The organism is Streptomyces montanus (assembly GCF_005786655.1).
Lineage (GTDB): Bacteria > Actinomycetota > Actinomycetes > Streptomycetales > Streptomycetaceae > Streptomyces > Streptomyces sporangiiformans.
Window position 1 is genome coordinate 51980 of the sequence record NZ_VBZC01000035.1, and the last position, 23432, is coordinate 75411.

Below are 23432 nucleotides of genomic sequence, written 5' to 3' on the forward strand. Positions count from 1 at the left end.
TTTCGGGTCTGTGGCTGCGAGTGACCGTCCGGGAACGTTGCTCTCACGATCGGGCGGGGGCGCCGGTGAGGTCTGACGGTCGCACTTCTCGCCGTGAGGAGCGAGCGTACGTGATGGTGCGAGGGCTGGGCTCAGCTCGCGGGACAGAGGGAGGGGTAAAAGGGAGGGGTAAAGAAGAAGCCTCCCGTCTTTTGTGGGGGCGGGGCGCTTGAGCCGGAGCCAGTGGCCGCGATCAGAGCTCTCGGTTCAGTGCTGAGGCGGTTGTGGCCGACCGTAGGGACTGTTCGGCTGGGGCTGGGACGGCGGCTGGGGCTGGGGCTGGGCATACGGACCGGGGCCGGGCTGTCCGCCGTAGGGCCCGGCGGAGGGCGCCTGCGGAGGTGCGTACGGGCCGGGGGCTTGCTGCTGAGGCTGCGGCTGCTGAGGCGCGTACGGCCCGGGGACGGGCGCACCGCCCTGCGGGCCGCCGTACGGACCACTGCCGTACGGACCACTGCCGTACGGACCACTGCCGTACTGCTGCCCCGGCTGACCGTACTGCTGTGCCGGCTGACCGCCATGCTGCCCCGCGAACGGATTCCCCTGCCCCGGATGCTGCGCACCCGAAGGCTGCGCACCCAGAGGCTGCGCACCCGGCAACTGGCCGCCGGGCATCTGCCAGCCCGGAGGCAGATACCGCACCCTCCCCGTTTCATCCGTAACAGCCGTGAACCCGGCGCCCTGCAGTCGTGCGGCGAACTTGGCGTTCCGCTTCCGGGTGACGGCGACCCCGATGCCGAGGATTCCCACGAGGAGTACCCAGAAGATCCCCGAAACGGCGAAGGCGATGCCGTCCCCGCCGGTTCGCAACGCCAGGACCACACACCCGACGGTGACGCCGAGGCCCGCGTACAGCATCCGCTTCTCGGCGTTCTTCCCGGTCAGGTCGAAGTTGATCCGGGCCTTGAGCAGCTCCAGTGCGTCGGGCACGAAGGGAGGCAACGGCCCGCCGCCGGCGGCCTGCGGGTACTGGGCCCAGTTCTGCGCGGCCCGGGTCTGAGCCTGCGGGCCGGGATCCGGCAGGATGAGCATCTTCAGCGCGTTGTTCTGCCCGCCCGACTGCCGCACATCCGCGTACTGATACCCGAACTGCTCCGCGATGAAGGCAAGCCGGGCGAGCTTCTTCACGGACGCCATGGCACTGGTGAGCTCAACGGCCTCCCCACTCGCCATGAGCCGGAACATCTTCTGCACCTGGCGCTTGCTCATGCCTGCCCGCCACTCCCCGTATTCACGTCAGCAACTTCCTCACCTTTTCACGCACGCGGACCACGGGGGAACCGAGGGCCCCACCCTTTGACCCAGCCTTGGCCGACTGGCCCGGCCTTGGCCGAGCAGCCGCGCATGCACCGCCATCAGGCGCCCAGTTGGGGAACCGTGGCAGCGCGCAGTTGGGGAACCGTGGCAGCGCGCAGTTGGGGCACCGTGGCAGCGCGCAGTTGGGGCACCGTGGCCCGCAACTCCCTCACCAAGGCGCGTACGACGGCGGATCCGGCCAGTTCGGAGGTGGTGACATAGCCGACCTGGCGTGTCGGGCGCCGGGGTCCGAGATCGGCGACCTCGACCGAGTCCGGTGCTCCGACCAGGGAGAGCGCGGGCATGATCGCCATTCCGTGCCCTCCGCTCACCAGTGACAGGACCGCTCCGTCGTCCTCGGCCTCGACGGTCGCCTTCGGGATCCAGTCCTGTGCGGCCCACCAGTCGCGGGTGTACGAGCCGCAGTTCTCGGCCCAGTCGACGAGCGGGAGCGAGCGCGGGGCGGCGTGGCCGGCCGCATGCACCAGGGAGTACGGCTCTTCGAGAAGTCCTCGCGCGACCAGACCCGGTGGAAGCGGCACGGAGCCGCCGAGTGTGGCGATGCCCAGGTCGGCCTTCCCGTCGGCCACTTCGCCGGCGGTACCGCGTCCCACCTCGCGTACGATCCGCACCTGCGGCTCGATCCCCGGGTGCCGGTCGCGCAGCCGCCGCAGGACGGGCGGCAGCAGGTGGAGGGCCGCGCTACGGAAGGCCACGATCCGCAGCGGCCCCTCCACAGCATCGGGCCGGCCCGCGTGGGGCCGTGCCGCACCGCGCGCCTCGGCGGCGAGCAGGTCCAGCATGCGCAGGACGCGGCGGGCGTACGCGACGGCTTTCTCACCGGCAGGGGTGGCGCGGGCGCCGGTACGGCCGCGCTCGAAGAGCACGGCACCGATCTTGCGTTCACTGCCACGCACCGAGTGGGAGACCGCGGACTGGGTCAAGCCGAGCGTGCCGGCCGCGGCCGAGAAGCCGCCGGTGTCCGCGACCGCCACCAGGACGCGCAGTTCGTGCGGGGCGAGATCGGAGTCGGTCGTACGGGTCATGGGGCGCCCACCTCGGCGTATGAGGACTGCTCATGGATCGGTGTGTCGCATGAGCCCAACCGGCTGCCCAGGAGGGGCATTCCCGCCCTACGGTCACCGTCCATGAACGAGACCGCGCTCACCGTGCACCAGACCGCCCGCCCCCACGGCTTCCCCACGGCCGAGCACTTCGCCTTCGTCGAGTCCACGCTTCCCGACCCCGCCCCCGGCAGAGCGCTCGTGGAGAACCTCCTCTGGTCAGTCGACCCCTACCACCGCGAGATGATGGACGACGTGCCCGGCGGCTTCGCGCTCGGCGCACCGCTGGAAGGCCGCACCATCGGGCGGGTCATCGCCTCACGCACGCCTCAACTGGCCGAGGGCGAGATCGTCTTCCACCGGCAGGGCTGGCGCACCCACGCGGTGGTCACACCGGAGGAGATCCGGCGGCTTCCTCGCTTCGACGGGGTGCCCCTGACCGCGTACTTGGGCATCCTCGGCGGCACCGGCCTGACCGCCTATGTGGGCCTGACCCGGATCGCCCGTCTCCAGGCGGGCGAGGACCTGTTCGTGTCGGCCGCCGCGGGCGGGGTCGGAACGGCGACCGCGCGGTTCGCCAGACTCCTGGGCGCCGGGCGGCTCGTGGGCAGCGCGGGCTCGGCCGCGAAGGCCGACCACCTCACGCGGAAAGTGGGCTATGACGCCGCGTTCGACTACCACGACGGCCCCACCGCCGACCTGCTCGCCAAGGCCGCACCGGACGGCATCGACGTGTTCGTCGACAACGTCGGCGGCGAACAGCTGGCCGCGGCGGTCGGAGCGCTGCGCGAGTTCGGCCGCATCATCCGCATCGGCACGATCAGCCAGTACAACACCGCCGACGCCCCGCCCCCACGCTTCAACTACGCGGACATCGTGGAGAAGAGCATCCGCATGGAGGGCTTCCTGGTCAGCAACTACCGTGATCTACAGGACGAGTTGTACGAGTTCGCGATACCGCATCTGCAGAACGGCCGCCTCACGCCGGACGAGACGGTGGTGGACGGCTTCGAGCACATCGTGCACGCGTTCCTGGGCATGCTGCGCGGCGAGAACACCGGCAAAGTCATCGTGCGAGCCACCGCGCAAGTCGCGTCGGACAACACGGGGATTTCGTCTGGCCAGTGAGTGCGCGCGAGGGCAGCGGCCAGCCATCAAGCTGCCACCCGCCGCATCGCCCCACCTCCTCCCACCTCGAACCACAGCAGCTTCCCTGCACCCCGCCCGAGACGGTCATCCCCAAGCGGCCGGCCGCCCCACGAACTCGCGTACTCCTGCACGAGGAGCAGGCCGCGCCCTCCTTCCGCGTCGACCGGGACGGGTGGTACGCAATCGCGGGGCGGCTTGTCGAAGGGCGCGGGGACGTGAGGGCTGCTGTCCCAGACGCTCACGCGCAACCGCCCGACTCCCAGCGCGGTCAGCCGCAGAGAGGCAGGCCCAGCGCAGCGCCGCCTCGTACGGCGGACCTGTCATCGCCCGCGCCCAGCTGGCGCAGCTGCTCGAGCTGAGCGGAGGTACCGAAGTGCACGCACTCAACTGGCAGAAGTCCACCTACAGCCCAGACGGATCGAACTGCGTCCACGTGGCGGCCACCCCTACCGGAGCCATCCACCTCCGAGAGAGCGACGAACCGGACGTCATCCTCGTGACGACCCGCCCTGGCCTACGCGAGCTGATACGAAGCCTGAAGGCACACCCTTCTCCGCGCACCACCTGACCAATCGGCAAATCCGCGCCGCCCAGTCGTGCCGTAGGCACGTTGCAACGGGGAACACCGCGCTTTCGGTGGCCCAAATTTGCCACACGCTGACGAGCACAGCGGGCGGCGTCGCCCTGGGTGACGCATCACAGCTCCAGCGTCTATGCAGAGACCGTTCGCACTCCGGCGCTGGAAAGCGCATCAGCGAGGACACGTGCGTCGGAGGTACGCACCTCGATGGCCTCCCCTGAGTGGAGCAGCAGATCGACGGTCGGATCGAGCCAGGCGACGGTGTTGGCGATGAAGGCCGCCCCGAGAAGCTGTGCGAGGGGCAGATCGAGGGCGGTCCCGTCCGTCCCGCGCAGTCGCAACGTGTCCCCCTCCTGGACCAGCGCACCCATCCGCACCGGTCCGCGATCCCAGGCGGCAGGACCTGCGACTGAGACCTGGTCGGTCACCTCGTTGAGTCCGTAGCGGATGGGATACACCGACGTACCCGAACCGAACGCGGCAGCGAGCGGTAGCGCGGCCTCGGCAAGCGTCGCCCGATCCCGTCGCCGCCGAAGCAGAAACCTCGGAAGACCGAAAGCCAGGAAGACCTGGGCAGTGGGTGTCGCATTCACCTGTTCGCGATGCTTCTGCCTCCTCCTCTCCCTGCCCCGAATCACCTGCTCCCTCGATGACCAGCTGAACCGGTCGGCGTACTTCTTGATCGGGGCCCAGGCGAGAAAGCCGGCAGCAGCCAGGCCCGGAAGCATCGCGAGCACACTCGGATCCGATGTGTCCGCCAACACGGCGATCACCAGGATGAGAACCAGGGTGAGGACAAGGCACGCGTTGAAGAACCGGGCGTGCGGATAACCCTGCGAACCGTAGACGGACGGGAACTCGGAGTCGTACCCGCGGTCCACGGCGGCCCACTGCTCCATGAGCCGTCGCCGCTGAACACCACGCACCCTCAGCCTGCGCAGAACCAGAAGCGCGGGAAGCGCGAGGAGGGCGAGCAGGAGACAGGCCAGCACGCCCGCCACGGCTACGTCGGTGGCGTCATTCCCGTCTTTGGAGGTCGCGACATCGATCATCACAACGGGAACCAGCGCGCACACCGCCGTCAGGACGACCGCACACAGCAGGAACACTGCCGAGCGACCACGTGAAAGATCCTCACGGACCAGGGCGTTGAGGGCGTCAGCCTGAGCCCGCAGCAAGGTCACGCGATCCGCCGAGGATGTGGGCGCACCAGGCGCTTCCGGGAGCGGCGCGGCACGGAACAGCGAGCCTTGGGGTGAGGGACGTTCGTTGGAGGTGTTCGTCATGTCCGTTCCTATGGGGGCCTGCCAGCCTATGAGGGCCTGCCAGTCACTCAGTCTCTGGAAACGTCGAGGCACCCCAACACCCTCATGCCGATGTCCTGGCGGACGTCGGCCCTTTGTACCGAACGAGCCGGAACGGGCGCGCTCCGCCGGGCTCGGCGGCCACGCCTCCTTGGTGCGGGTGTCCGGCGCACCAGACCTGAGTGAGCCGCGTACTCACGTATCGCTTGAAGGGCGCAGCCGTCACGACACTGTCGCCTATCCGCAGGATGGCCGGCACCCGGACTTCGCGCCCATCCGGCTGGTCCTCGAATTCTCTGAGACGCCATCCATGCGCGACTGCCGGTATGACCTCGCACTCGACAGGTTGCCACGAATGCGGGCTGAGCATGCGACGCATACGGAGGGTGGAGACGGCGGCCCAGATGTTGAGCGGAAGCAGAACCGGCACGAGGGTGCACATGACCATGCCGAGCACAGGAATGAAGCGATCGTTTCCGGAAGCCGCCCCCGCGAGCGGGACAAGGATGAGGGCGGGCCACATCACGAGGAGGAGGAGCGCCTGCCGGAGGACGCGTCTGCGGATCGCGCGGCCCGTGGGCGGGTGGTTGATGGCCGGGTGCGAGGCCCAGGGCAGCGGTGGTGTTGTCACGTTCGTCGGGACCCTTCGTCCTCGGATACAGGCCCAAACGGGCTTTCGAAGCTGACCAGGTTCGCGATGTGTCGGAGGAACGCGCGGTAGTGCTCGCGATGGGCCACAGCCGTTGTGCTCAGGGTGAGCAACGCCAGGCTTGCACCGTCCGGGTGCGGAAGGTGTGCGTGGATCTGAAGCAGCGGGTCCTGGGGCAGGCCCGATTCGCCGGTCGCGGTGCGTACGGTCTCGCTGAACGTGGCTGGGCCGCAGGGGAGTTCGGCGTACTCGACATGGGTATGTCTCTCAGCCGTCGCAACGGCCCGGGCAGCCGTGGCTCCACGCGGGGACCTGGCGATGCCCACCCAGGTGATGGTGAACAGGGACAGCAGCGCACCTCCGTCGCCGTCACCTGTGTCGTCGCGATGCAGGCCCAGGGAGCAGTGCACCGTGCCCTCTGCCTGCAGGGCATGGAACATCCTTTGCGCAGTGGCCAGTTGGGCAATGAAGCGCTGACGGATCATTTCGTCCGGCGCCGAGGCGAGGAGATACGACAAGGCCTCAGCGGACGTTTTCGCCTCGGGAGCGCCGAGCGGTGCCACGAGGGCTTCGAGAGGGAGGTCGGTGAATCCTGCGGGGGTGGCGAACCAGATGCCCTCTCCCGGTGCGTTGACGCTGGGATGAAGAAGGAATTGCGGTGGGGACGTCGTCATGACTCGTGTGCGCTCGCCGCTATGCGTGGGGCTGCGGGGCGTTGTCGAGGTACCGGGCTCCAGCACGGCGAGCACGCTCGATGTCAGCGGTGTCGGCACCCCAACTCTCCGACGCACAACGGCTGTCGAAGACAGGCCGCTGGTATAGAACGTGGAGGCGCTTGGGCGCCTTGCCCCCTCGGCCTGGTGCGGCGATGACGCCGAGGAAGCGGGGGTCGCCGGCGAACCAGAGGGGTTCGATCTGGGCCCTGCGCTCGGGCTTGGTACGGGGGCCGTCCATGCGCTTCAGCCACCAGTACGACCGCTGATGCTTGATGAACACCAAGGGGATCTTTTCGCCCGGGTCCGCCGGATTACGGAACTCGAACCAGATCCCGTCGTCCCGGGCTCCGGGGTATTTACCGAGGCCGCTGGGCACCGCGTCGAGCACCTGCCAGGGGTACTCGCGCAAGATGCGGCGCATGCGGAGGGCCCAGGGGAAGTAGGTGAACTGGACGAAGAACCGGTAGAGGGAATAAAGGATGAAGGGGACGAAAACGAGGACATACGCCTGAGATGTGAACACCACCATCACATAGAAAAGACCGGGGTAGAGCACAATCCAGGCGACCTGACCTACGACGTTCGTCGTCATGTGCCTAGCCCATGCTGAGCGTGTGGGCAGGTGATCCCAGGCGGTGGGACAGTCGGTCGTGTACATGGGTGTTCGCTTTCTTGTCCGGTACAGGCATGGAGACGACGACTCGAAGCTCATTGGAAGACACGGCGGGCCAGATCAACGGTCTCAGCAACGTCAATCGGCCCCAGGAACACGCCGTCGACCGCTGTGCCGACCTTCGCTGCAGTGTCGTTCTCCAGCGAATCGACCAGGCTGGCGGACAACCCATAGGACGCTGTGGCAAGACCAGCCCAAGGGGCAGCCGCTTCGGCGCCTCTTACCGCGGGGGCGAGTCGGGGCGCTTTGAGGACCGCCCATTCCGTGAACGGGTTCGTCAGATTCGAGAACTCTCTTGCAGCTGTCATCGTCTTGCCTCCAGCCGCCGCCAGCCTCTGGCCGATCGTAAGCACCTCGCCTGCCTCCCCAACCCCACGCAGGACGGCAGGTGCGCCTTTCATCACGGCGCCGATCCCTGGCAACGCTCCCAAACCGTCAGCCGTCAAGCCGACCATGTTGCTCCAGAAGTCCGCGTCGAGTTCTCCCTTCGTGAACCCGTCCTTGATGGATTCCCAGACCTCCGGCTTCATCATCAATCGCGCCGCAAACGCCCCCACACTCAACGACGCCGCGACCAGCAGCAACACCGCCGCGGCAGTCCCACCCGTGAGTACGAACAGCGCAACGATGCCGACGACGGCCGCCGCCCAGCTGAGGATGTCCGGCAGGTTCTCTGTGACCCAATCAAGTGCGCTGTCGAACCACCCCGGCTCATGCGGCGCCAGCCTTTTCGTCGCGTCGCGGATCTTGCCCGCCCGGTACTCCGCCTGCTTCTCATGCTCTTCAGCGAGCTTCCGAGCCCTGCCCAAGATCTTCTCGAGGTCGGCTTCCGCCTCCTCCACGGCCGTGTTCGCTCGGGTGAGCGCCTTCTGCGCATCTTCGTGCCCGGCGCCCTTCTTCTTGTCCAGGTCCGGGTCGTCTCCCGCTGTGGTCGCCCGGCCCTTGGCCGTGTCCACTGCGTCGCGGGCATCCTTCGCTTCCTCTTCCAGGCGTTTGGCCCGGCGCTGGAAGTCGTCGAGTTCGCCCTCCCAGAGGTCCAGTTGCCTGGCCGCCTTGCTAACGGAACGCGCGGCGTTCTTCAGGTTCAGCGGCAGCGGGCCACCGTCGATCTGCTCCCGGAAAGCGACGGCCGCGTCGCCCTTCCAGTAACTGCCGTCCATCAACTTGGTGACGAGGTCATGCGATTCTTCGAGGACCTTCGCACAGCTTGCGAGCTTCTTGTGCAGGCCACTTACCGTCTCGGTGCTGCCTGGCACAGGGTTGAATCCCAGATTGGGATAGTCGGGGTTCGCGATTCTCGGGGAAGACTTCAACCCCTGCGGAAGAGGACCATTCCGGGCGGCCTCGGAGTGAGGGAAGGGCGACCGTTCAACGCCAGGCGCCTGAGTCACTTCTTGCCGCCCCCGTTACCGCCCTTGCCCTTCTTCAGCGCCTCTTCCAGCGCCTTGTCCACCTCGCGGTAACTGTCCCGACTCTTACCGATGACCTTGGCAAGGTCCTCGGTCTGTTTGCCGATCTCCTCCGAGCCGTATTTCCAGTCCTCCTGGAACTCCTCGCACGCGGAGTCGAGATCGTCCGTACCAAGCCCTGTGATGGTCGCGTCCGATAACGCCTTACGGACGCCCTTGAGTGAATCTGTCGACTTGTTCAACATCTTCATGAAACGCCCAAGTTCGTCGCCGTCGACCGCCAACCGCTCCGCCACGTCCCGTCACCACTCCCCGTTCGTCTGAACGCACCAACGAGCAGCGGTGCTCCTCGTTGCGCCCGTTCCGCTTCCCGTGGATCTTCCACGTGACAGTTGCCGCCAGCTTGTGCGGGCCATCACCCGAAGACCGCAGGTACTGCACAGCACACGACGAGGTTTCGTCGCACGGCGCCGACCGTGTCGTTACCTCTGCTTCATGGAGCCCGCTCCATACGTCAGGTCGTGGCCTGCTTGGATCGGCGTATGACGGATTGGTCAGCACTCAGCGATGCCTGTGGGTCCGCAGAGCATGTTCCGGCCGTGCTCGACCGGTTCGAGGCCGATCCGAGCGGCTGCTGGTCGGAACTGATGGACCATCTTTGTCCACAGTTGGACACCGCCTTTTCGGCGAGCTTCGCCGCTCTGCCCCGGTTGGCCGAGCTCACGTCGAGCTGTGACACAGCGGACCGTAGGTGGGCGCTGTTGGCGGCCGGAGCGATCACGAGCTGGGCCTCAAGCGGCGAGGACGTGTTCGAGGCCTTCTCGGCTCCGATCACATGTGCCTCTGTGGGGAGTTCGGATCCGATCGTCTTGCGTACCCGACGCGTTAGGGATCTGCCACGGATGCCATCGACGACGATCACGTCACAGAGAGGCCCACCCGGAAATGGTCACACTCAGAGCCGAGGCGCGTCGCCATCGACCTACCCCGTGCATTTCTTGTCTCCCCGCTTCGAGATCAAGTTGGCGGTCTGCCACACACCCTGCTTGTTCTTCTCAAGGCGGGTGTTGTACAGCACGTAAGGGCTTTCATCCGAAGGCGTCTTGTCGACCTTGTTTGTTTTGCGGCTCTTGTTGAAACCCTTACTCTCGTCGGAGCAATAGACGACGGACGCCGACATATCGCCGGCCAAAGTTACCTCAGGGGCGTAGTAACGAGTCGTGCCCGTGAAGGAAAGGTTGGCATCCACATAGGCCTGCACCCACGCCACCGCATCGCTCAACGCCTTGTCCCGGTAGTAGAACGAGAGGCCCGGGGCATCTGTATCGCCAAGCAGAATCGCGTAGTTGGTCGCTTCGATGCGCCTGGCCGTGTCCGTCAGGATGGCGTCCTTGATGTCGTCGCCGGTCTTCCAGTCCTCGTACTCGTCCGTGACGTCCGACGGCAGCTTGACCTCGGGACGATCGACTGCATCGGTCGCTCTCCCACTCGGCGACGCCGACGTCTCGCCCTCTGTATCAGCACGCGCAATCTTGTCGTTACCTTCGGACGAACCGCCATCGCCACCACCACAAGCAGTGACAAAAATGGCTGTGGCCACGGTGAACACGGCGACGTGCATGAGGTGATGGCAGCGGTTCACGGTCAACTCCCGTTGGGGCGTGAGTGATCACAAGCGAATCGGTACGTTATCCGTGCCGCGTGGGATAACACCAGAGCGACAGACATCAAGGGAAACTCCACATCGACCTCAACCACCATAAGTCCCCATCAAATGGCGGCCGGGCCCGTGTTTGCGCGGCTGCCATTTCCTAGGTGGTCCGGCAGATCGAATCAATGGACGTACGCCGTGATATCGTCGGCGCCGTCATACTCTGCGAAATCGCTGTACTTTGGGTGCACAGCACCGTCCACCACGTCGGCTCCGCAGAAATACCTGGGACCGGGAGCGGAGGAGTACAGGTAGTCGATATCCTTCACCGCGTCGACGGTTCGGCACACGATTCCTGGTTCGCGCCAAGAGTACATGACGAACACGAATTCATGTCGTCCGGCCGGCGCGGCGGAGAATTCGGAAAGGAATGAATCCCAGTCATCATTACCGGGTAGTTCCAAGGTCACATGAGGGACGTCACTCCATAGCAGATGACTTGTCGCCCAAGGGAAGTCACACAAGAAATTGTTGAAGCCGTCGGAAGTTTCCTTCTCGAGGATCCAGTGCTCACGGCCTGACAGCCACGATCGAATGTGCTCCTGCTCCACGTACATATCAACTCTTTCTGGCTATGTGTGCGGAAAATGCTCGAGGACTGCCAGGTAATCTGCCTCGGTACCTCCCCTGACCGTATTGGCGCCGAGTTTCCAGTTGTCACTCCGCTTACGACCTTCCCTATTCCACCAGTTTACATGGAATCCCTTGTCGGGATCCTTCGGGTCGAAGTCGATTCGCCAGCCCCGATTTCCATCTGGGCTCTGCATTCCCGTAACCCGCCCTCGGTGGGGACCGAGCTCCTGCACAAAGGGAATTTGGTCGTCGCCCAGCTGCGCGCGTTGCTTGGCGTTGGCCCTCGCCTCGTTGAAGGAATCGAAGTACTCATGCTCCTCGTTCGATGTCTTCCGCTGAGGGGGCTCGTCTCCCTTACCCTTGGGGCATTTAGGCGCGAGCCCAAGGGGGTCGACCCAGGTGAGCGGGTTGTGGACGTAGGTGGTGGGGTTGGGGGCAGGTGTCAGGCCCAGCGGGTCGGAAGTGAGGTAGCGAGCCGTTTCCGGGTCGTAGTGCCGGAAGTAGTTGTAGTGCAGGCCCGTTTCAGCGTCGTAGTACTGGCCCGGGAATCGAAGAGGTGTATACGTCGTACTCTTCGACGCCCAACTCGTCGTGCCCCAAAGGGTCGCTCGGGCGCGCCAGGCGATGGCGCCGGACTCGTCGATGAGTTCGGTAGGCGTGCCGATGAGGTCGGTGACGATGGCGAAGAAGCGGGAGTCCACCTCTTGTTGTGTGGTGTCGGCGGCAGTGATTCGTTCGGTTTGGGATATCGGGTGCAACCCGTCGTAGTCCCACGTCACGGTCACTGGATCAGGCAAGGCCGGAGCCCGCGTCGTCTGCTCGCAGAGAGTGGTGCCGTCCCACGTGAAGTCGATCCGTTCGATGGCCGTTTCACCATCGGCCGCGAGGCGTTGTTTGCTGATGCGGCGGCCCAGAGGGTCGTATTGGTAGCGCCAGCGGGTGCCGTCGGGGGTCACTACGGCAGTGAGTTGGTCCTCAGCGTCCCACTCGTAACGCCAGGTGTCCGGTTTGCGGGACAGGCGGGTCTTCTGTCGCATCGTGATGCGGCCGAGTGCGTCGTGTTCGTATCGCGTACTGCCTGCTTTCTCGATGCGAGTGCCGTTGTAGCGGCGAGAGCCGACGGATTCCTGGCCCGGATGCATGGCCGGCCAGGACGCGGACGATTGGTTGCCCGCGTCGTCGTAGGCGTAACGCTCGCTCCAGTCATGGGCCTCGACAGCCGTGACACGGCCGGCCGCGTCCATGTCATAGCGCCGCGTGCCGTTCAGCTTGTCGTCCAGGCGTACGAGGTTGCCGTCCTGGCGATAGCTGTAGGCTCGGCGCTGGATCTCCGGGGCAACGGCGGTAGATATCGAGTTGGTGGTGATGCGACCCAACTCATCGAAAGCGCAGGCCATGCTGGCGAACTCACCTACCTGGCGGGTGAGTTCGCGTCCCATTGCGTCATGCCTGAAGCCAATGACCCTGCCCGATGCGGTCAATCGCGTCTGATTGTCCGCTGCGTCGAATTCCCATGTGCTGACCGCACCTGAAGGGGTCGTACGGCGGATACGGCGGCCCAACTCATCGTATGCGTAAATCATGTTCCGGCCATTGACCGCTTCGGAGACCAGCCGCCCCGCGCGGTCGTACCGCCTGGCAAGTGTGGCGTCCGGTCCGGTCACCTCTGACAACTGATCCGCCGCACTGTAGGCGTAGGTGGTGATCTGTCCGCCGGCGTCTTTGCGCACTACCCGGCCCAGCTCGTCACGCTCGTAGCGCACCGTCTGCCCAAATGCGTTGGTGCGGGAGGTATAGCGTCCTGCCGCATCGCATGTATAGGCGATCGTACGGTTGTCGAAGTCGGTCTCGGAGATCAGGTTGCCTGCCGCGTCATAGGTGTAACTCCAGGTCATACCCTGAGGGTTGACGACGTTCGTGAGACGCAGGGAAGAATCGTAGCGGAACTCGTGACGGGAACCGTCCGGGTCGGTGCGCGCCGAAACCAGGTCGAAGTGGGTGTACTCGAAGCGAGAGATCTGGCCTATTTGGTCGGTGTGGCTCGTGCAATTGCCTTCGCCGTCATATGTCCAGGACTCGATGGCTCCATCCGGCGTGATACGTCGAGCGGGCAGCCCCTCACGGGTCCAGGAGAAGCGGGTGGTGTGACCCAGAGGATCGACTTGTGCGACGGGGCGGCCAAAGGCGTCACGCTCCCAAGCGGTGACCGCACCCAAGGGGTTGATGTTCTCGAGGGGTAGACCGGCCGGGTTGCAGCGCACGGTGGTGGTGTGACCGAGGGCATCGGTGATCGCGGATAGGTGACCGTGCTCGGTGTACGCGTAACGGGTGGTGACCCCGACCGGGTCGGTGACGGCCGTGCAGTTGCCGACTTCGTCGTACTGCTGCAACCAGCGTGAGCCGTCCGGCAGTTCCAGGGATATGGGCAGGTTCAGATCATTGAAGGCATAACTGATGACGGCGCCGTCGGGATAGGTCACCTCAGTGGCCTGGCCTAGGGCGTTGTTCACGAGGCGGGTGGTGTGTCCGAGCTCGTCCGTCGTGGAGACGAGGTGGTGGTGGGTGTCATAGGTGGTACGGACCATGCTGCCCAGCGGGTCGATCTCGGCCACGACCTGGCAGTTGTCATTGATGATGAAGCGGGATGTTGCCCCTTCGGGAGTGGTGACCGTTGTGACGCGGTGACCCGGCCAGGCCTGATCCGTGCCGTCGTAGGCAAAGGAGTTAGCGACGTGCCCTGCCTCTCCCGCCTGGGTGAGGCAGCGGTCCTGGTCGTCGTAGGTGTACGCGTAGCTGCTGTTGTTGGTGTCGGTCCAGGACGTGATGCGCAGGCGCTCGTCGTAGGCGAAGCGCATCGGGAGACCGGATGAGTTGGTGACCGACGTGAGATTGCCGTCGTCGTAGCCGTACCGCTTGACCGTGACCTCCGCGCCGTCCTCCGCGGCGTCGGCCAGGCCGAGCGCGGTGACGCGCCCCTCCTCCACGGTCAGGGTGAGGTGGTAGCCGCCGGAGTGACGGATCGCGTGAGGCGAGCCGTCGGCGTCGTAGTGGAAGTCGATCGTGTTGCCGTTGCGGTCGGATATCCGCTCCAGCAAGGCCAACTGCCCGGCGGGCGCCGCGAAGTGGCGGCTGCGTCCGGCGATGGGATCGTCAATGCGATAGCCGCCGGTGTCCAGACGGGTCAGGGGCCAGCGGGGACCCGTCTCCGGTAGCACGGGATCCTGCGCCGCGGTGTGAGGGTAGGCGAGCAGCATGCCGTCCTCGGTGACGAAGACGACTCCGTTCTCGTCGACTTCGAGACGCTGGTCGATCGTCGAGGACCAGGTGGGGCCGAACCACCAGCCGGTGCGGTAGCCGGAGGCGACACGGCGGGTGAAGGTGAGCGGGAGGGTACCGGGCAGCGTGACGTCCGTCTCCGACAGGAACATCTGCCCCGTGGCCGCGTCAACCGGGTCCCCGCAGCCCTTGATCTTGCTCTTGAGGCGGTTGTACGCGCCTTTGGCGCCGTCCGCGAGGGCCCCACGGGCCGACTTGCCCAGGCCGCGGACACCATTCGCCATGCCCTTCAGGCCGGCCTTGAGGCCCTTGAGACCTTTGAGGCCCTTGGCGAGTCCGCGGAGGCTGGTCAGGCCCTTCATGCCCGGTATGCAGTCCAGCGCGGCGAACGCCACGTCCCATAGCGACGCTTGGCCTTTGGCGTATTTGTTGAGGGTGTCGGCGAGGACGACGAGAGCTGCGATGAGGACGATGGCGCCCAGGATCGGGCCGCCGATGATCATCGCGATGATGCCGAGGACGGCGACGACGACCTTGCAGACCGCGACGATGGTGTCCCAGTTGTCCTCGAACCAGTCCCCGACCTCCTCGTACCACTTGCGGTTCTGAATGCCGGCGTCGGAGGCTTCGTCGAGTTTGCGTTTCGCCTCGCCGGCGGCGTCCTCGCGCATCTGGCGGGCGTCGGCGGCCATCTTCTTCGCCGCGTCCAGGGCGCTTTGGGCCGAGTTGACGTCCGACTGCGCGGAGGTCTGCGCGGACTCCGCGTTCTGCGCATCCCTCGTTGCGGCGCGGACCTTGTCCTCGTCCGGCTTCGGGACGTCCTTGCCCGCCTTCTTGTCGTCCTTGTACTTGTCGGCTTCCTTGCTGGCGCGACTCACCCAGGAATCGGCCGTAGAAAGGCGGGACTTGGCGGAGGACAGATCGGCCTGCGCCTCACGGCCCTTGGCCAGGGCCTTGTCGGCGAGGGCCTGGGCGCGCTCCAGCTTCGGCCAGTAGGCGGCCAGCGCGTCACCGGCGAGGTCGTAGGACTTCTTGAGCTTCTTCAGGTTCTTCGGTACGCCGGAGAACTCGTCCTGGAACACCTCGGCGGTCTTGCCCACCCACGTCAGGACGGCCTCCTCCTCCGCCATCCCCTTGACGAGACGGAGAGCGTCCTGCACGTCATCGGCGAAGTCATGCAGGCTCTTCGCCAAAGACCGCACCCGGTCCGGATCCCCCGGCGTCGGATCCTTCTCCAGATCCAGGACATGCCAGTCCGTCGGCCGATACCCCGCCACTGCGCAACCCCCGTCACGTTCGCCTCAGCAACAACCGTACGCACGTGCGAAGTTATCGCACGAGCGGGGGAGCCGGGCAACTTGAGGGCTTGGCGGCCCCACATCCACCTCCCGCTGGAAAGCGGAGCCCGGGCGCTGCGGCGGTCAGAGGTTGATGGCCCGTCTGTGCTTCAGGGCTGGCATGCGGTGCTTCCCCGCCGCGACGTCAGATGCTCAGTGATCCAGACACCTTGCTTGTTGAGTCGAAGACGGCTGTTGTAGAGGACGTAGTTGTCCTTCGACTTCGGGGTCACATTACTCTTGCCGGTCTTCAGGCTCTTGTTGTAGGCGTTGTTCTGGTCCTCGCAGTAGACGAAGCCCGCTGTCCCATCGTCGTTGATCTTCACGTTGGAGCTGTAGTAACGCTTGGCTCCCGTGATGCGGTCTTTGTAATCGACGAATTCCTGGATGAACTTTTGACTGCCCGCCGCTGCTGTGCCTTCGGAATAGAAGCGGTAGGCCTTGTGCAACGGGTCCTGTTCAGCGATAGCCATGTCCACAGCCTTGATGAACTGCTCACTGTCACTCAGGACCGCGTCCTTCTCCTCCTCGCCGGTCTTCGGCCAGTCGAAGGTGTATGTCAGGTCGGACGGCAACTCGATCTTCGGACGGTCGGCGGTCGCCGAAGGGGAGGCGCTTGGCGACGGCGACCTCCCTCTCCCAGAGTCGGCGCCCGCGACCTTGTCGTTGTCCCTGTCTTCGGAACTGTCGTCGCTGCCGCAAGAGGCCAGCGACAGGGCCGCTACAGAGGTCAGCGTGATCGCTGAGAGCGAGGTGGAGCGGCGGTTCACTGACAACTCCCAGTGGGGGCGATACCGCAGCACCCTGGTTGTAATTGCCATCAGCGTTGTTCGCGGCTGATGGGCTACCTGGCTTCGAGTGCGGTGTGGCGGCTATGAGTTATGGAAGGAGTCCACCAGGGCGGGGTGCACTCGGTGAAGTGTCATCTCGGTAGGAATGAAGCAGTGCTCCCCTGGAACGAGGAGCACTGCCGAACATCAAGGAACCAGTCAGCGGTTGACGGACTGGATCTCCTGCACGATCACGTTCTGCTGCGCCCCGAACTCACCATTGGGAAGCGGCTGTTCCGCATTGACGCCCGTGCCCGTCCAGTGGATCTTCCAGGTGACCGTGGCCTTGAGCTGGTACGAGTTGTCGCCCGACGAGCGCAGGTACCTCACGCCGCACGGCGGGGTCTCGCCGGCCTTGCCCTTGGCGTACGGTTCGCCGATGCGGCCGTTGTTGATCGCGCACTCGCCGGAGGCGGGATAGGTCTCCGCGTCCTTGGTGCCCGGGTCGATCTTGAGGGAGACGGGCTCGGCGGTCGTGGTGGCCTGGATGCCGAGCACGGGTACGGAGGCGGTTACCGAGACCGGCTTGAACTCGGCGCCGTCCAGCCAGGCCCAGGTCGGCAGGTTCACCTTCGTCGTGCCTTCGGGCGCCAGCGTTACCTCAGTGCCGGGCACGCGGATCTCGGCGTACGCGAGTTGGGCGAGGATCTCGGGAGTGACAGCGTTCTCGATGTTGGCGGGCGGAGGATCGCCTTGGTCAACCCAGAAGATGTCTTCCTTGCACTCGTCCCAGCCGGGTGGGTAGTTCTTGTTGACGTACGAGTCCCACCAGTAACCCTTGCCGGCCTTGTCTTTGTTGAAGTCTTTGTACGGCTTGCCGTTGACGTACCGGTCGCGCTGCTTGGCATCCCATTCGTAGCCGGTCGAACCGGCTTCCCAGGTCGGTTCCAAAGTCTTCTGGAGCTGCTCCGGCGTGTACTTCGGGGCGTACCAGCAGGCGGGCGGGGTCCAGGACGTGGTGGAGGTTACGGCGCCGGTGGATTCGCCGCTGCCGTTCTTCGAGCGGTCGAAGACGATGCCACCTGCGGTGGAGGAGATGGTGTCACCGTCGGCATTGCCCGATGGGCCGGTGCCGGTTCCACCACCGAACGACCCTCCCCCTGGAGGAGTTGGTTCGGCGTTGGCCGCAGGAGCCGAAATCGTACAAATGGAACCCGCTACCAGCACGACCGTCGCGATGCGAAAGAGCCGACTCATGGCTGGCACCTGTCGGCCCCTCGGGTGGAGGAGATCTTCATGAGCTCCCAGACCCCTTCATCGTTCTTCTCCACTTGGGCGCCATAAGCGACGTAGCTGTTCTTGGTGACCTCAGTCTTCTTGATCTCATCGGTCTTGATGACCTTACTGAAGGCCTTGCTCTCGTCCGCGCAGTAGCTGAGTGAAGCGGTGTTCTTGGAACTCACCGTGACCTGGCGGTCGAAGTAGCGCGTTTTTCCGGTGATCGTCCAGCCGGCGTCCGCGAACGCCTTGACCCACTTCTGGGCGGCCACCGCGCCTTCGCCCTCCGTATAGAACTCCAGGGCAGGCAGCCGCGGGTTCTGGGCGACGATGGCCGCGTCAAGCGCGCGGATGAGCTCCGCGTTGTCCTTCAGGACCGCATTCTTGACAGTGTCATCGGACTGCTCTGGGGTGAAGATGTGTGTCACATCCGACGGCAGCTCGATCTTCGGGCGCTGGGCGGAGTCCGCCGCACTCTCACTCGGCGAAGGCGATTTCTCGTCGCCGGTGTCGGCGCCCGCGATCTTGTCGTTGTCCTTTTTCTTGGAGCTGTCGTCGCTGCCGCAAGCGGACAGCGACAGGGCCGCTACGGCGGTCAGCGCAATCGCTGCGAGCAGGGTGGGGCGGCGGTTCACTGACGACTCCCGGTGGGGCGAGGGTTCACATGAGCGCCGCAACGCTACCGAGGGGGCGGTGGTGACACCAGGCCGAAGTACGTCCAGAGCCGTTTCAGATCGGCAACAAAGCATCCACGGGTCCGTCAAATCACAGTCCATGACCCTCAGTTGAGTGACCTCAGGAAGGCGACGACGCCACAGCGGCTGTTGGATGCCGCAAAGCCTCCTTGGGCCTCGCCGCCCGTAGCCGTTCCCGTACCCCTACGCCGCAGCTATCGCGCCCTGCCCCGCCCCCGCCCCCGCCCCCGGGCCCCGATTCCGCGCTTCTTCGATCCGTCCGGCCACAGCCGAGGGCTTCGCTTGGCGGCCAGGTCCTCGATCCAGCCCACTCCGACGATCGAGAGGGCGATCAGGGGCCAGACGAGCACGAACATCCAGAGCAGGTACGTCGTGTCCAGGGCCCCGGTCAGGCGGTCGTCCATGAAGGGGAGTTCGTAGAGGCGGTCGAGGATGGGGACCGTGGCCATGATGAGGAGGTTGTGCCAGAGGTAGATCGTCACGGCTCGGTTGTTGGAGAGCGTGACCAGCTTGTCCCAGCGGGCGAGGCGGCCGGGGAGTTCCTGCCAGGACGGGGAGTACTGGAGCAGGATGGCGACAAAACCGAAGGACCAGGTGGCCTGGGCCAGGGGGATGTCGTTCAGGTCCCAGCCGTCGGGGCCGAGGTGGCCCGTGGCCCACCACAGGCCGAAGGCCATCACGAGTGCCGCGCAGGAGACGACCACATAGCGAGGGATCTGGCGCAGCACACCCTCGTGGTGGGCGATGCCCAGCATCCAGCAGCTGCCGTAGACCGCGAAGTCCGTTACCGCGTTGCCCGTTTCGCCGGGGATCGTCACCAAGCCCGTACCCACGACCGCCGTCAGCGCCAGGGGTGCGAGGAGCGTTGCCCACGGGACCCTGCGGAACGCCCACAGCAGCAGCGGGGACGCGATCACGAACCACAGATACGCGCGCAGGTACCAGAGCGGGCCCGCCGCCTGGACCGCCCAGGTCTGCTCCAGGAGGCCGGACTGGGAGCCGATCTGCCAGGGGTAGGGCGGGGCGCCGATCGGGATGATGTAGTTGATCAGGCCCAGCCAGCCCAGACCCTCCTCGTCCTTGGACGGATTCCAGCCGCCCACGAACATCATCGCGAGCGCCACCACGCTGAAAGCCCAGAGTGGAGGCAGGAGCCGGCGGATACGACCGCGGATCACGCCCAACGCCGGGCGCTTCAGTGAGCGCGCCATCAGCGAGCCCGCGAGTGCGAACATCACGCCCATGGACGGGAAGAGGACCGTCAGCCAGGCCCAGCCGAAGAGGTGGTAGACGACCACACGGACCAGGGCCAGGGAGCGCAGGAGGTCGAGATAGCGGTCACGGCCGCCGCCTCCTGGCTTCTTGGGAGCGGCCGGGGCGGGGGTGGAAGCGGGGGCGGGGGCTGTGTCCGAGGCCGGGTCCGGGGCCGGGCCCGGGGTCTCGGCGGCGTGCCCAGCCGGTGCCGTGGCCTGCGCCCATGCCGGTGTCGGCGCCGACGCCTCCGGCAGAGGGCGGGTCTCGTCCGCCCACTGCTGCTGCTGTTGCTGCTGCTGCTGCGGAAAAGCGGCCGCGCCGGGCATGACCGGCGTCGCGGACGGCGTCCCGTACGTCCCCTCGTACGCGTTCCAGTACGGGTTCTCGGACGTATCCGGCGCTCCGCCCGGTCCGGACGCGTGCCCGTGCCCGTCCGTGTATCCGTCTCTGTATCCGTGTGTCATCCCACCGGCCTCCGGTCATTGCCACTTGCCGACCGCTGCGCCGGTACGGAGCCGGGCGCCGAGCCCGGGGCCGAGCCGGGTATGGAGCCGGGTGCCGAGCCCACCACGCCCGTGCGCCGCAGCTTCTGCCAGCGCAGGCGGCCGCCGGTGAGGGCCGTGATCCAGGACTGGAGGAGGACGACGTACATGAGCTGGCGGTAGAGGAGTTGTTGCAGGGGGAGGGAGATCAGGTGGGTCATGCGTTCGCGGTCCAGGCGGAAGGCGTACGCCGCGCACACCGCCTGGATCGCCAGGACGCCCAGCCATGCGCCGATCGTCTTCTCCGTGGGGCCGAACAGGAGCCCGTAGAGGAGGAACACGTCGATCAGGGGGGCCAGGAGCGGGGCGACCACCATGAACAGGGACACCAACGGCAGGCCCACGCGGCCGAAGCGGCCCGACGGGCCCCGTTCGATCAGTGCCCGCCGGTGCTTCCAGATCGCCTGCATCGTGCCGTACGACCAGCGGTAGCGCTGGGACCACAGTTGCTGGACCGACTCGGGGGCCTCGGTCCAGGCGCGGGCGTTCTCCGCGTACACGACACGCCAGCCGTCCCGGTGCATCGCCATCGTGATGTCCGTGTCCTCGGCGAGCGTGTCGTCGCTCATGCCGCCGACGCGTTCCAGGGCGGAGCGGCGGAAGGCACCCACCGCGCCCGGGATCGTCGGCATGCAGCGCAGGACGTCGTACATGCGGCGGTCGAGGTTGAAGCCCATCACGTACTCGATGTGCTGCCAGGCGCCGATGAGGGAGTCCTTGTTGCCGACCTTCGCGTTGCCGGCCACCGCGCCGACGCTCGGGTCGGCGAAGGGCTGGACGAGCTCGCCCACCGTCTGCGGTTCGAAGACCGTGTCGCCGTCCATCATCACGATGAGGTTGTAACGGGCGTTCGCCACGCCCCTGTTGAGGGCCGCGGGCTTGCCCGCGTTGAGCTGGCGCACGACGCGTACGTTCGGCAGCCGCAGGCCCTCCACGATGCGGGCCGTGCCGTCGCTCGAACCGTCGTCGATGACGATGACCTCGATGGGATGCCGGCTGGCCATCAGCGAGCGCACCGTGTTCTCGATGCACTTCGCCTCGTTGTACGCCGGGACGAGCACCGACACCGGTTCGGTGACCGGCCTCGGGCCCCAGCGGAAGTTGCGGCGGCGTACGCGACGCGCGTGGACGCCGGAGAGCACGAGCATCAGGCCGAAGCGGGCGAAGACCAGGACACCGATGATCGCGAGGCCCACGACGAGGACGCCGGTCGTGTTCTCGGAGGCCTGGACCGCGTACACCCACGCCTTGCCCTTCCACAGGTCGAGCCCGGTGACCTGGGTGTGCGCGCTGGGGGAGCCGAGGGCTTCGGTGAGGTTGTCGAACTCGTAGCCCCGCTCCTTCAGCTGGGGCAGGAAGCGGTCCAGCGCCTCGACGGTCTGGTGACGGTCGCCGCCGGAGTCGTGCATCAGGACGATCGCGCCCTCGCGACCCTTGGGCGTGGCACGCCGGATGATCTCGTCGACGCCGGGCTTGCGCCAGTCCTCGCTGTCGGTGTTGTTGACGATGGTGATGTAGCCGCGGCTGCCGATGTACTCGGTCACCGGCCAGGACTTGTTGTCCATGGCGTCGGCGAAGGAGGAGTACGGCGGCCGGAAGAGCGACGTACGGATACCCGCGGCGCCCGCGAGTGCCAGCTGGTTCTGGGAGAGCTCCCAGTCGATGCGGCGCTGGGACTGCAGCGAGAGGTCGGGGTGGTTGAAGGTGTGCAGGCCGACCTCATGGCCCTCCTGGACCATGCGTTCGACGAGGTCCGGGTAGCGCGAGGCCATGGTGCCGGTGACGAAGAAGACGGCGTGCGCGTGGTGTTGCTCGAGCACGTCGAGGACCTTGGGGGTCCACTCGGGGTCCGGGCCGTCGTCGAAGGTGAGGACGAGACGCTGCTTCGGCATCTCCAGGCTGGCAGGGCTGTCGCCACGGGTGTCGATGACCGGGCCGCCCTCCAGGATCTTCTCCGGTACGCGGTCGGCGGCGGCCTCCGGCTGCACGCGGTGGTCGGCCAGAATCTCGCTGTGGACGAAGCCCCGCAGCATCAGCATCGCCATCAGCGCGACGAGGATGAGCGAGGGCAGCAGATAGCGCATGGGAAGCCGTCGGCGCGACGGAGCGGAGGCCGAACGGTGACGGGACGTACCGGAGGCCGAACGGTGACGGCTGGAACGGGATGCCATCAGAGGATGCTCTCCGGGGACGACGAGACGGTGGGGCTCAGCGTGATGAGGGTCGGCTCGGGCGTGAGCGGGCTGTCGGCGACGTTGCCGGAACCAGCGACCGGGGGATCCGTGGGGCCGTCGGTGGTGGCGCCGGTGTTGGTCGGGTCAGGGTCGGGATCCGGTGACGTGGGCGGATCGTCGGTGGGATCCGGTGACGCCGGCGGATTGTCGGGGGCCGGCTTGGTGCTGGTGGCCGACGGCTTGGGGGCGGTGGGCTTGCCCGACTTCGAGGCGCTGGCCGAGGGGTTGGGGGCGGTGCTGGCCCCCGGCGACGACGTCGCGCCGGCGTTGCCCGACGGGCTCTGCCCGGGCGAGGGACTCGTCGAACCGGACGGCTTCGCCGAGTCGGCCGGCAGCGGCGGGGAGTCGACCTTCTGAGCCGGCTTCTCGTCCTTCTGGCCCTGCACCGGGAGCCAGGGCGCGCTGGAGTTGCCCGAGAGGAGCGTGGCGAGGATGACCACGGCGTAGACCGCGCAGACGACGCCGACGGCCATGCCTATCCGGCGGAATCTACGGCTGCGGCGGCCCGTCTCGTCGACGAACACCGGACCGTCCGCGCCCTCCGAGGCGCTCTTGCCCCTCGGCGCCCCCTTGGCCTGCTGGACCAGCCAGTCCTCCAGATGCGGCCCCACATTGTCGAGCTGGACCGTGACCTCGTGGGGGTCGTGGGTGTGCTCGTGGTGGTCGTCCTCCTGCCAGGAGGACGGGTCGGGGTCGGCGTCCCAGGAGGACGGGTCGGAGTCGTGGCGGGTCTGCCACTCGGGCTCCGGCCCGGCTATGGACGTTTCGTCGTCCCGCTGCCTCGGCATGGATATGCCGTCGAAGTCACCGCGAAACGCCTCGTCGCGGAACGATCCGTCTCCGTACGAGCCATCGCCGTACGACCCGTTTCCGTACGACCCGT

Annotated in this window: 17 protein-coding genes; 1 reads left to right on the forward strand and 16 read right to left on the reverse strand. The window is 66.3% G+C overall.

Going from position 1 to position 23432, the window contains the following annotated elements:
- Positions 1–246: 246 nt before the first annotated feature.
- A complete protein-coding gene (locus tag FE633_RS28375) occupies positions 247–1248 on the reverse strand; it encodes a hypothetical protein (protein WP_138048027.1) in 1002 nt (333 codons plus the stop codon).
- A gap of 146 nt (positions 1249–1394) precedes the next feature.
- Positions 1395–2381 (reverse strand): LysR family transcriptional regulator, encoded by a 987-nt coding sequence (locus FE633_RS28380; protein WP_138048028.1) that lies wholly within the window; start codon positions 2379–2381, stop codon positions 1395–1397.
- Between the two features lie 102 nt (positions 2382–2483).
- On the opposite strand from FE633_RS28380, the gene FE633_RS28385 reads away from it, so the two are divergent.
- A complete protein-coding gene (locus FE633_RS28385) occupies positions 2484–3527 on the forward strand; it encodes an NADP-dependent oxidoreductase (RefSeq protein WP_138048029.1) in 1044 nt (347 codons plus the stop codon).
- Positions 3528–4259: 732 nt separating this feature from the next.
- Here the strand turns inward: FE633_RS28385 and FE633_RS28400 are convergent.
- The 14 genes from FE633_RS28400 to FE633_RS49305 all read right to left on the reverse strand — a co-directional run bounded on the left by FE633_RS28400 (position 4260) and on the right by FE633_RS49305 (position 23337).
- Positions 4260–5414, reverse strand: a complete 1155-nt coding sequence (locus tag FE633_RS28400) for a hypothetical protein (protein ID WP_138048031.1) — start codon at positions 5412–5414, stop codon at positions 4260–4262.
- Positions 5415–6059: 645 nt separating this feature from the next.
- Positions 6060–6854, reverse strand: a complete 795-nt coding sequence (locus FE633_RS28405) for a hypothetical protein (protein WP_246113863.1) — start codon at positions 6852–6854, stop codon at positions 6060–6062.
- Positions 6775–7389, reverse strand: coding sequence for a hypothetical protein (locus tag FE633_RS28410; protein WP_138048032.1), 615 nt, complete (start codon positions 7387–7389; stop codon positions 6775–6777). The genes FE633_RS28405 and FE633_RS28410 overlap by 80 nt, the downstream gene beginning before the upstream one ends.
- Positions 7390–7505: 116 nt before the next feature.
- Positions 7506–8726 carry a hypothetical protein gene (locus FE633_RS28415; RefSeq protein ID WP_138048033.1) on the reverse strand — a complete coding sequence of 407 codons (1221 nt, stop codon included), beginning with the start codon at positions 8724–8726 and terminating at the stop codon, positions 7506–7508.
- Between the two features lie 131 nt (positions 8727–8857).
- A complete protein-coding gene (locus tag FE633_RS28420) occupies positions 8858–9175 on the reverse strand; it encodes a type VII secretion target (protein WP_138048034.1) in 318 nt (105 codons plus the stop codon).
- Positions 9176–9861: 686 nt separating this feature from the next.
- Positions 9862–10500, reverse strand: a complete 639-nt coding sequence (locus FE633_RS28430; protein WP_138048036.1) for a hypothetical protein — start codon at positions 10498–10500, stop codon at positions 9862–9864.
- 212 nt (positions 10501–10712) lie between these two features.
- Complete coding sequence (locus FE633_RS28435; protein WP_171060157.1) at positions 10713–11141, reverse strand: hypothetical protein; 429 nt, start codon at positions 11139–11141, stop codon at positions 10713–10715.
- A gap of 21 nt (positions 11142–11162) precedes the next feature.
- Complete coding sequence (locus tag FE633_RS28440; RefSeq protein WP_138048038.1) at positions 11163–15716, reverse strand: DUF6531 domain-containing protein; 4554 nt, start codon at positions 15714–15716, stop codon at positions 11163–11165.
- Positions 15717–15886: 170 nt separating this feature from the next.
- Positions 15887–16546, reverse strand: coding sequence for a hypothetical protein (locus tag FE633_RS28445; RefSeq protein ID WP_138048039.1), 660 nt, complete (start codon positions 16544–16546; stop codon positions 15887–15889).
- A gap of 219 nt (positions 16547–16765) precedes the next feature.
- Positions 16766–17803: a hypothetical protein gene (locus tag FE633_RS28450; protein ID WP_138048040.1), complete on the reverse strand. Its 1038-nt coding sequence runs from the start codon at positions 17801–17803 to the stop codon at positions 16766–16768.
- Positions 17800–18459 carry a hypothetical protein gene (locus FE633_RS28455; protein ID WP_138048041.1) on the reverse strand — a complete coding sequence of 220 codons (660 nt, stop codon included), beginning with the start codon at positions 18457–18459 and terminating at the stop codon, positions 17800–17802. The genes FE633_RS28450 and FE633_RS28455 overlap by 4 nt, the downstream gene beginning before the upstream one ends.
- 254 nt (positions 18460–18713) lie before the next feature.
- The gene (locus FE633_RS28460; protein WP_246113864.1) at positions 18714–20237 is read right to left on the reverse strand and encodes an acyltransferase family protein; all 1524 of its coding nucleotides are present in this window, start codon (positions 20235–20237) and stop codon (positions 18714–18716) included.
- Positions 20234–22486 (reverse strand): bifunctional polysaccharide deacetylase/glycosyltransferase family 2 protein, encoded by a 2253-nt coding sequence (locus FE633_RS28465; protein ID WP_138048042.1) that lies wholly within the window; start codon positions 22484–22486, stop codon positions 20234–20236. The genes FE633_RS28460 and FE633_RS28465 overlap by 4 nt, the downstream gene beginning before the upstream one ends.
- Complete coding sequence (locus FE633_RS49305) at positions 22486–23337, reverse strand: hypothetical protein (protein WP_138048043.1); 852 nt, start codon at positions 23335–23337, stop codon at positions 22486–22488. The genes FE633_RS28465 and FE633_RS49305 overlap by 1 nt, the downstream gene beginning before the upstream one ends.
- Positions 23338–23432: the final 95 nt, after the last annotated feature.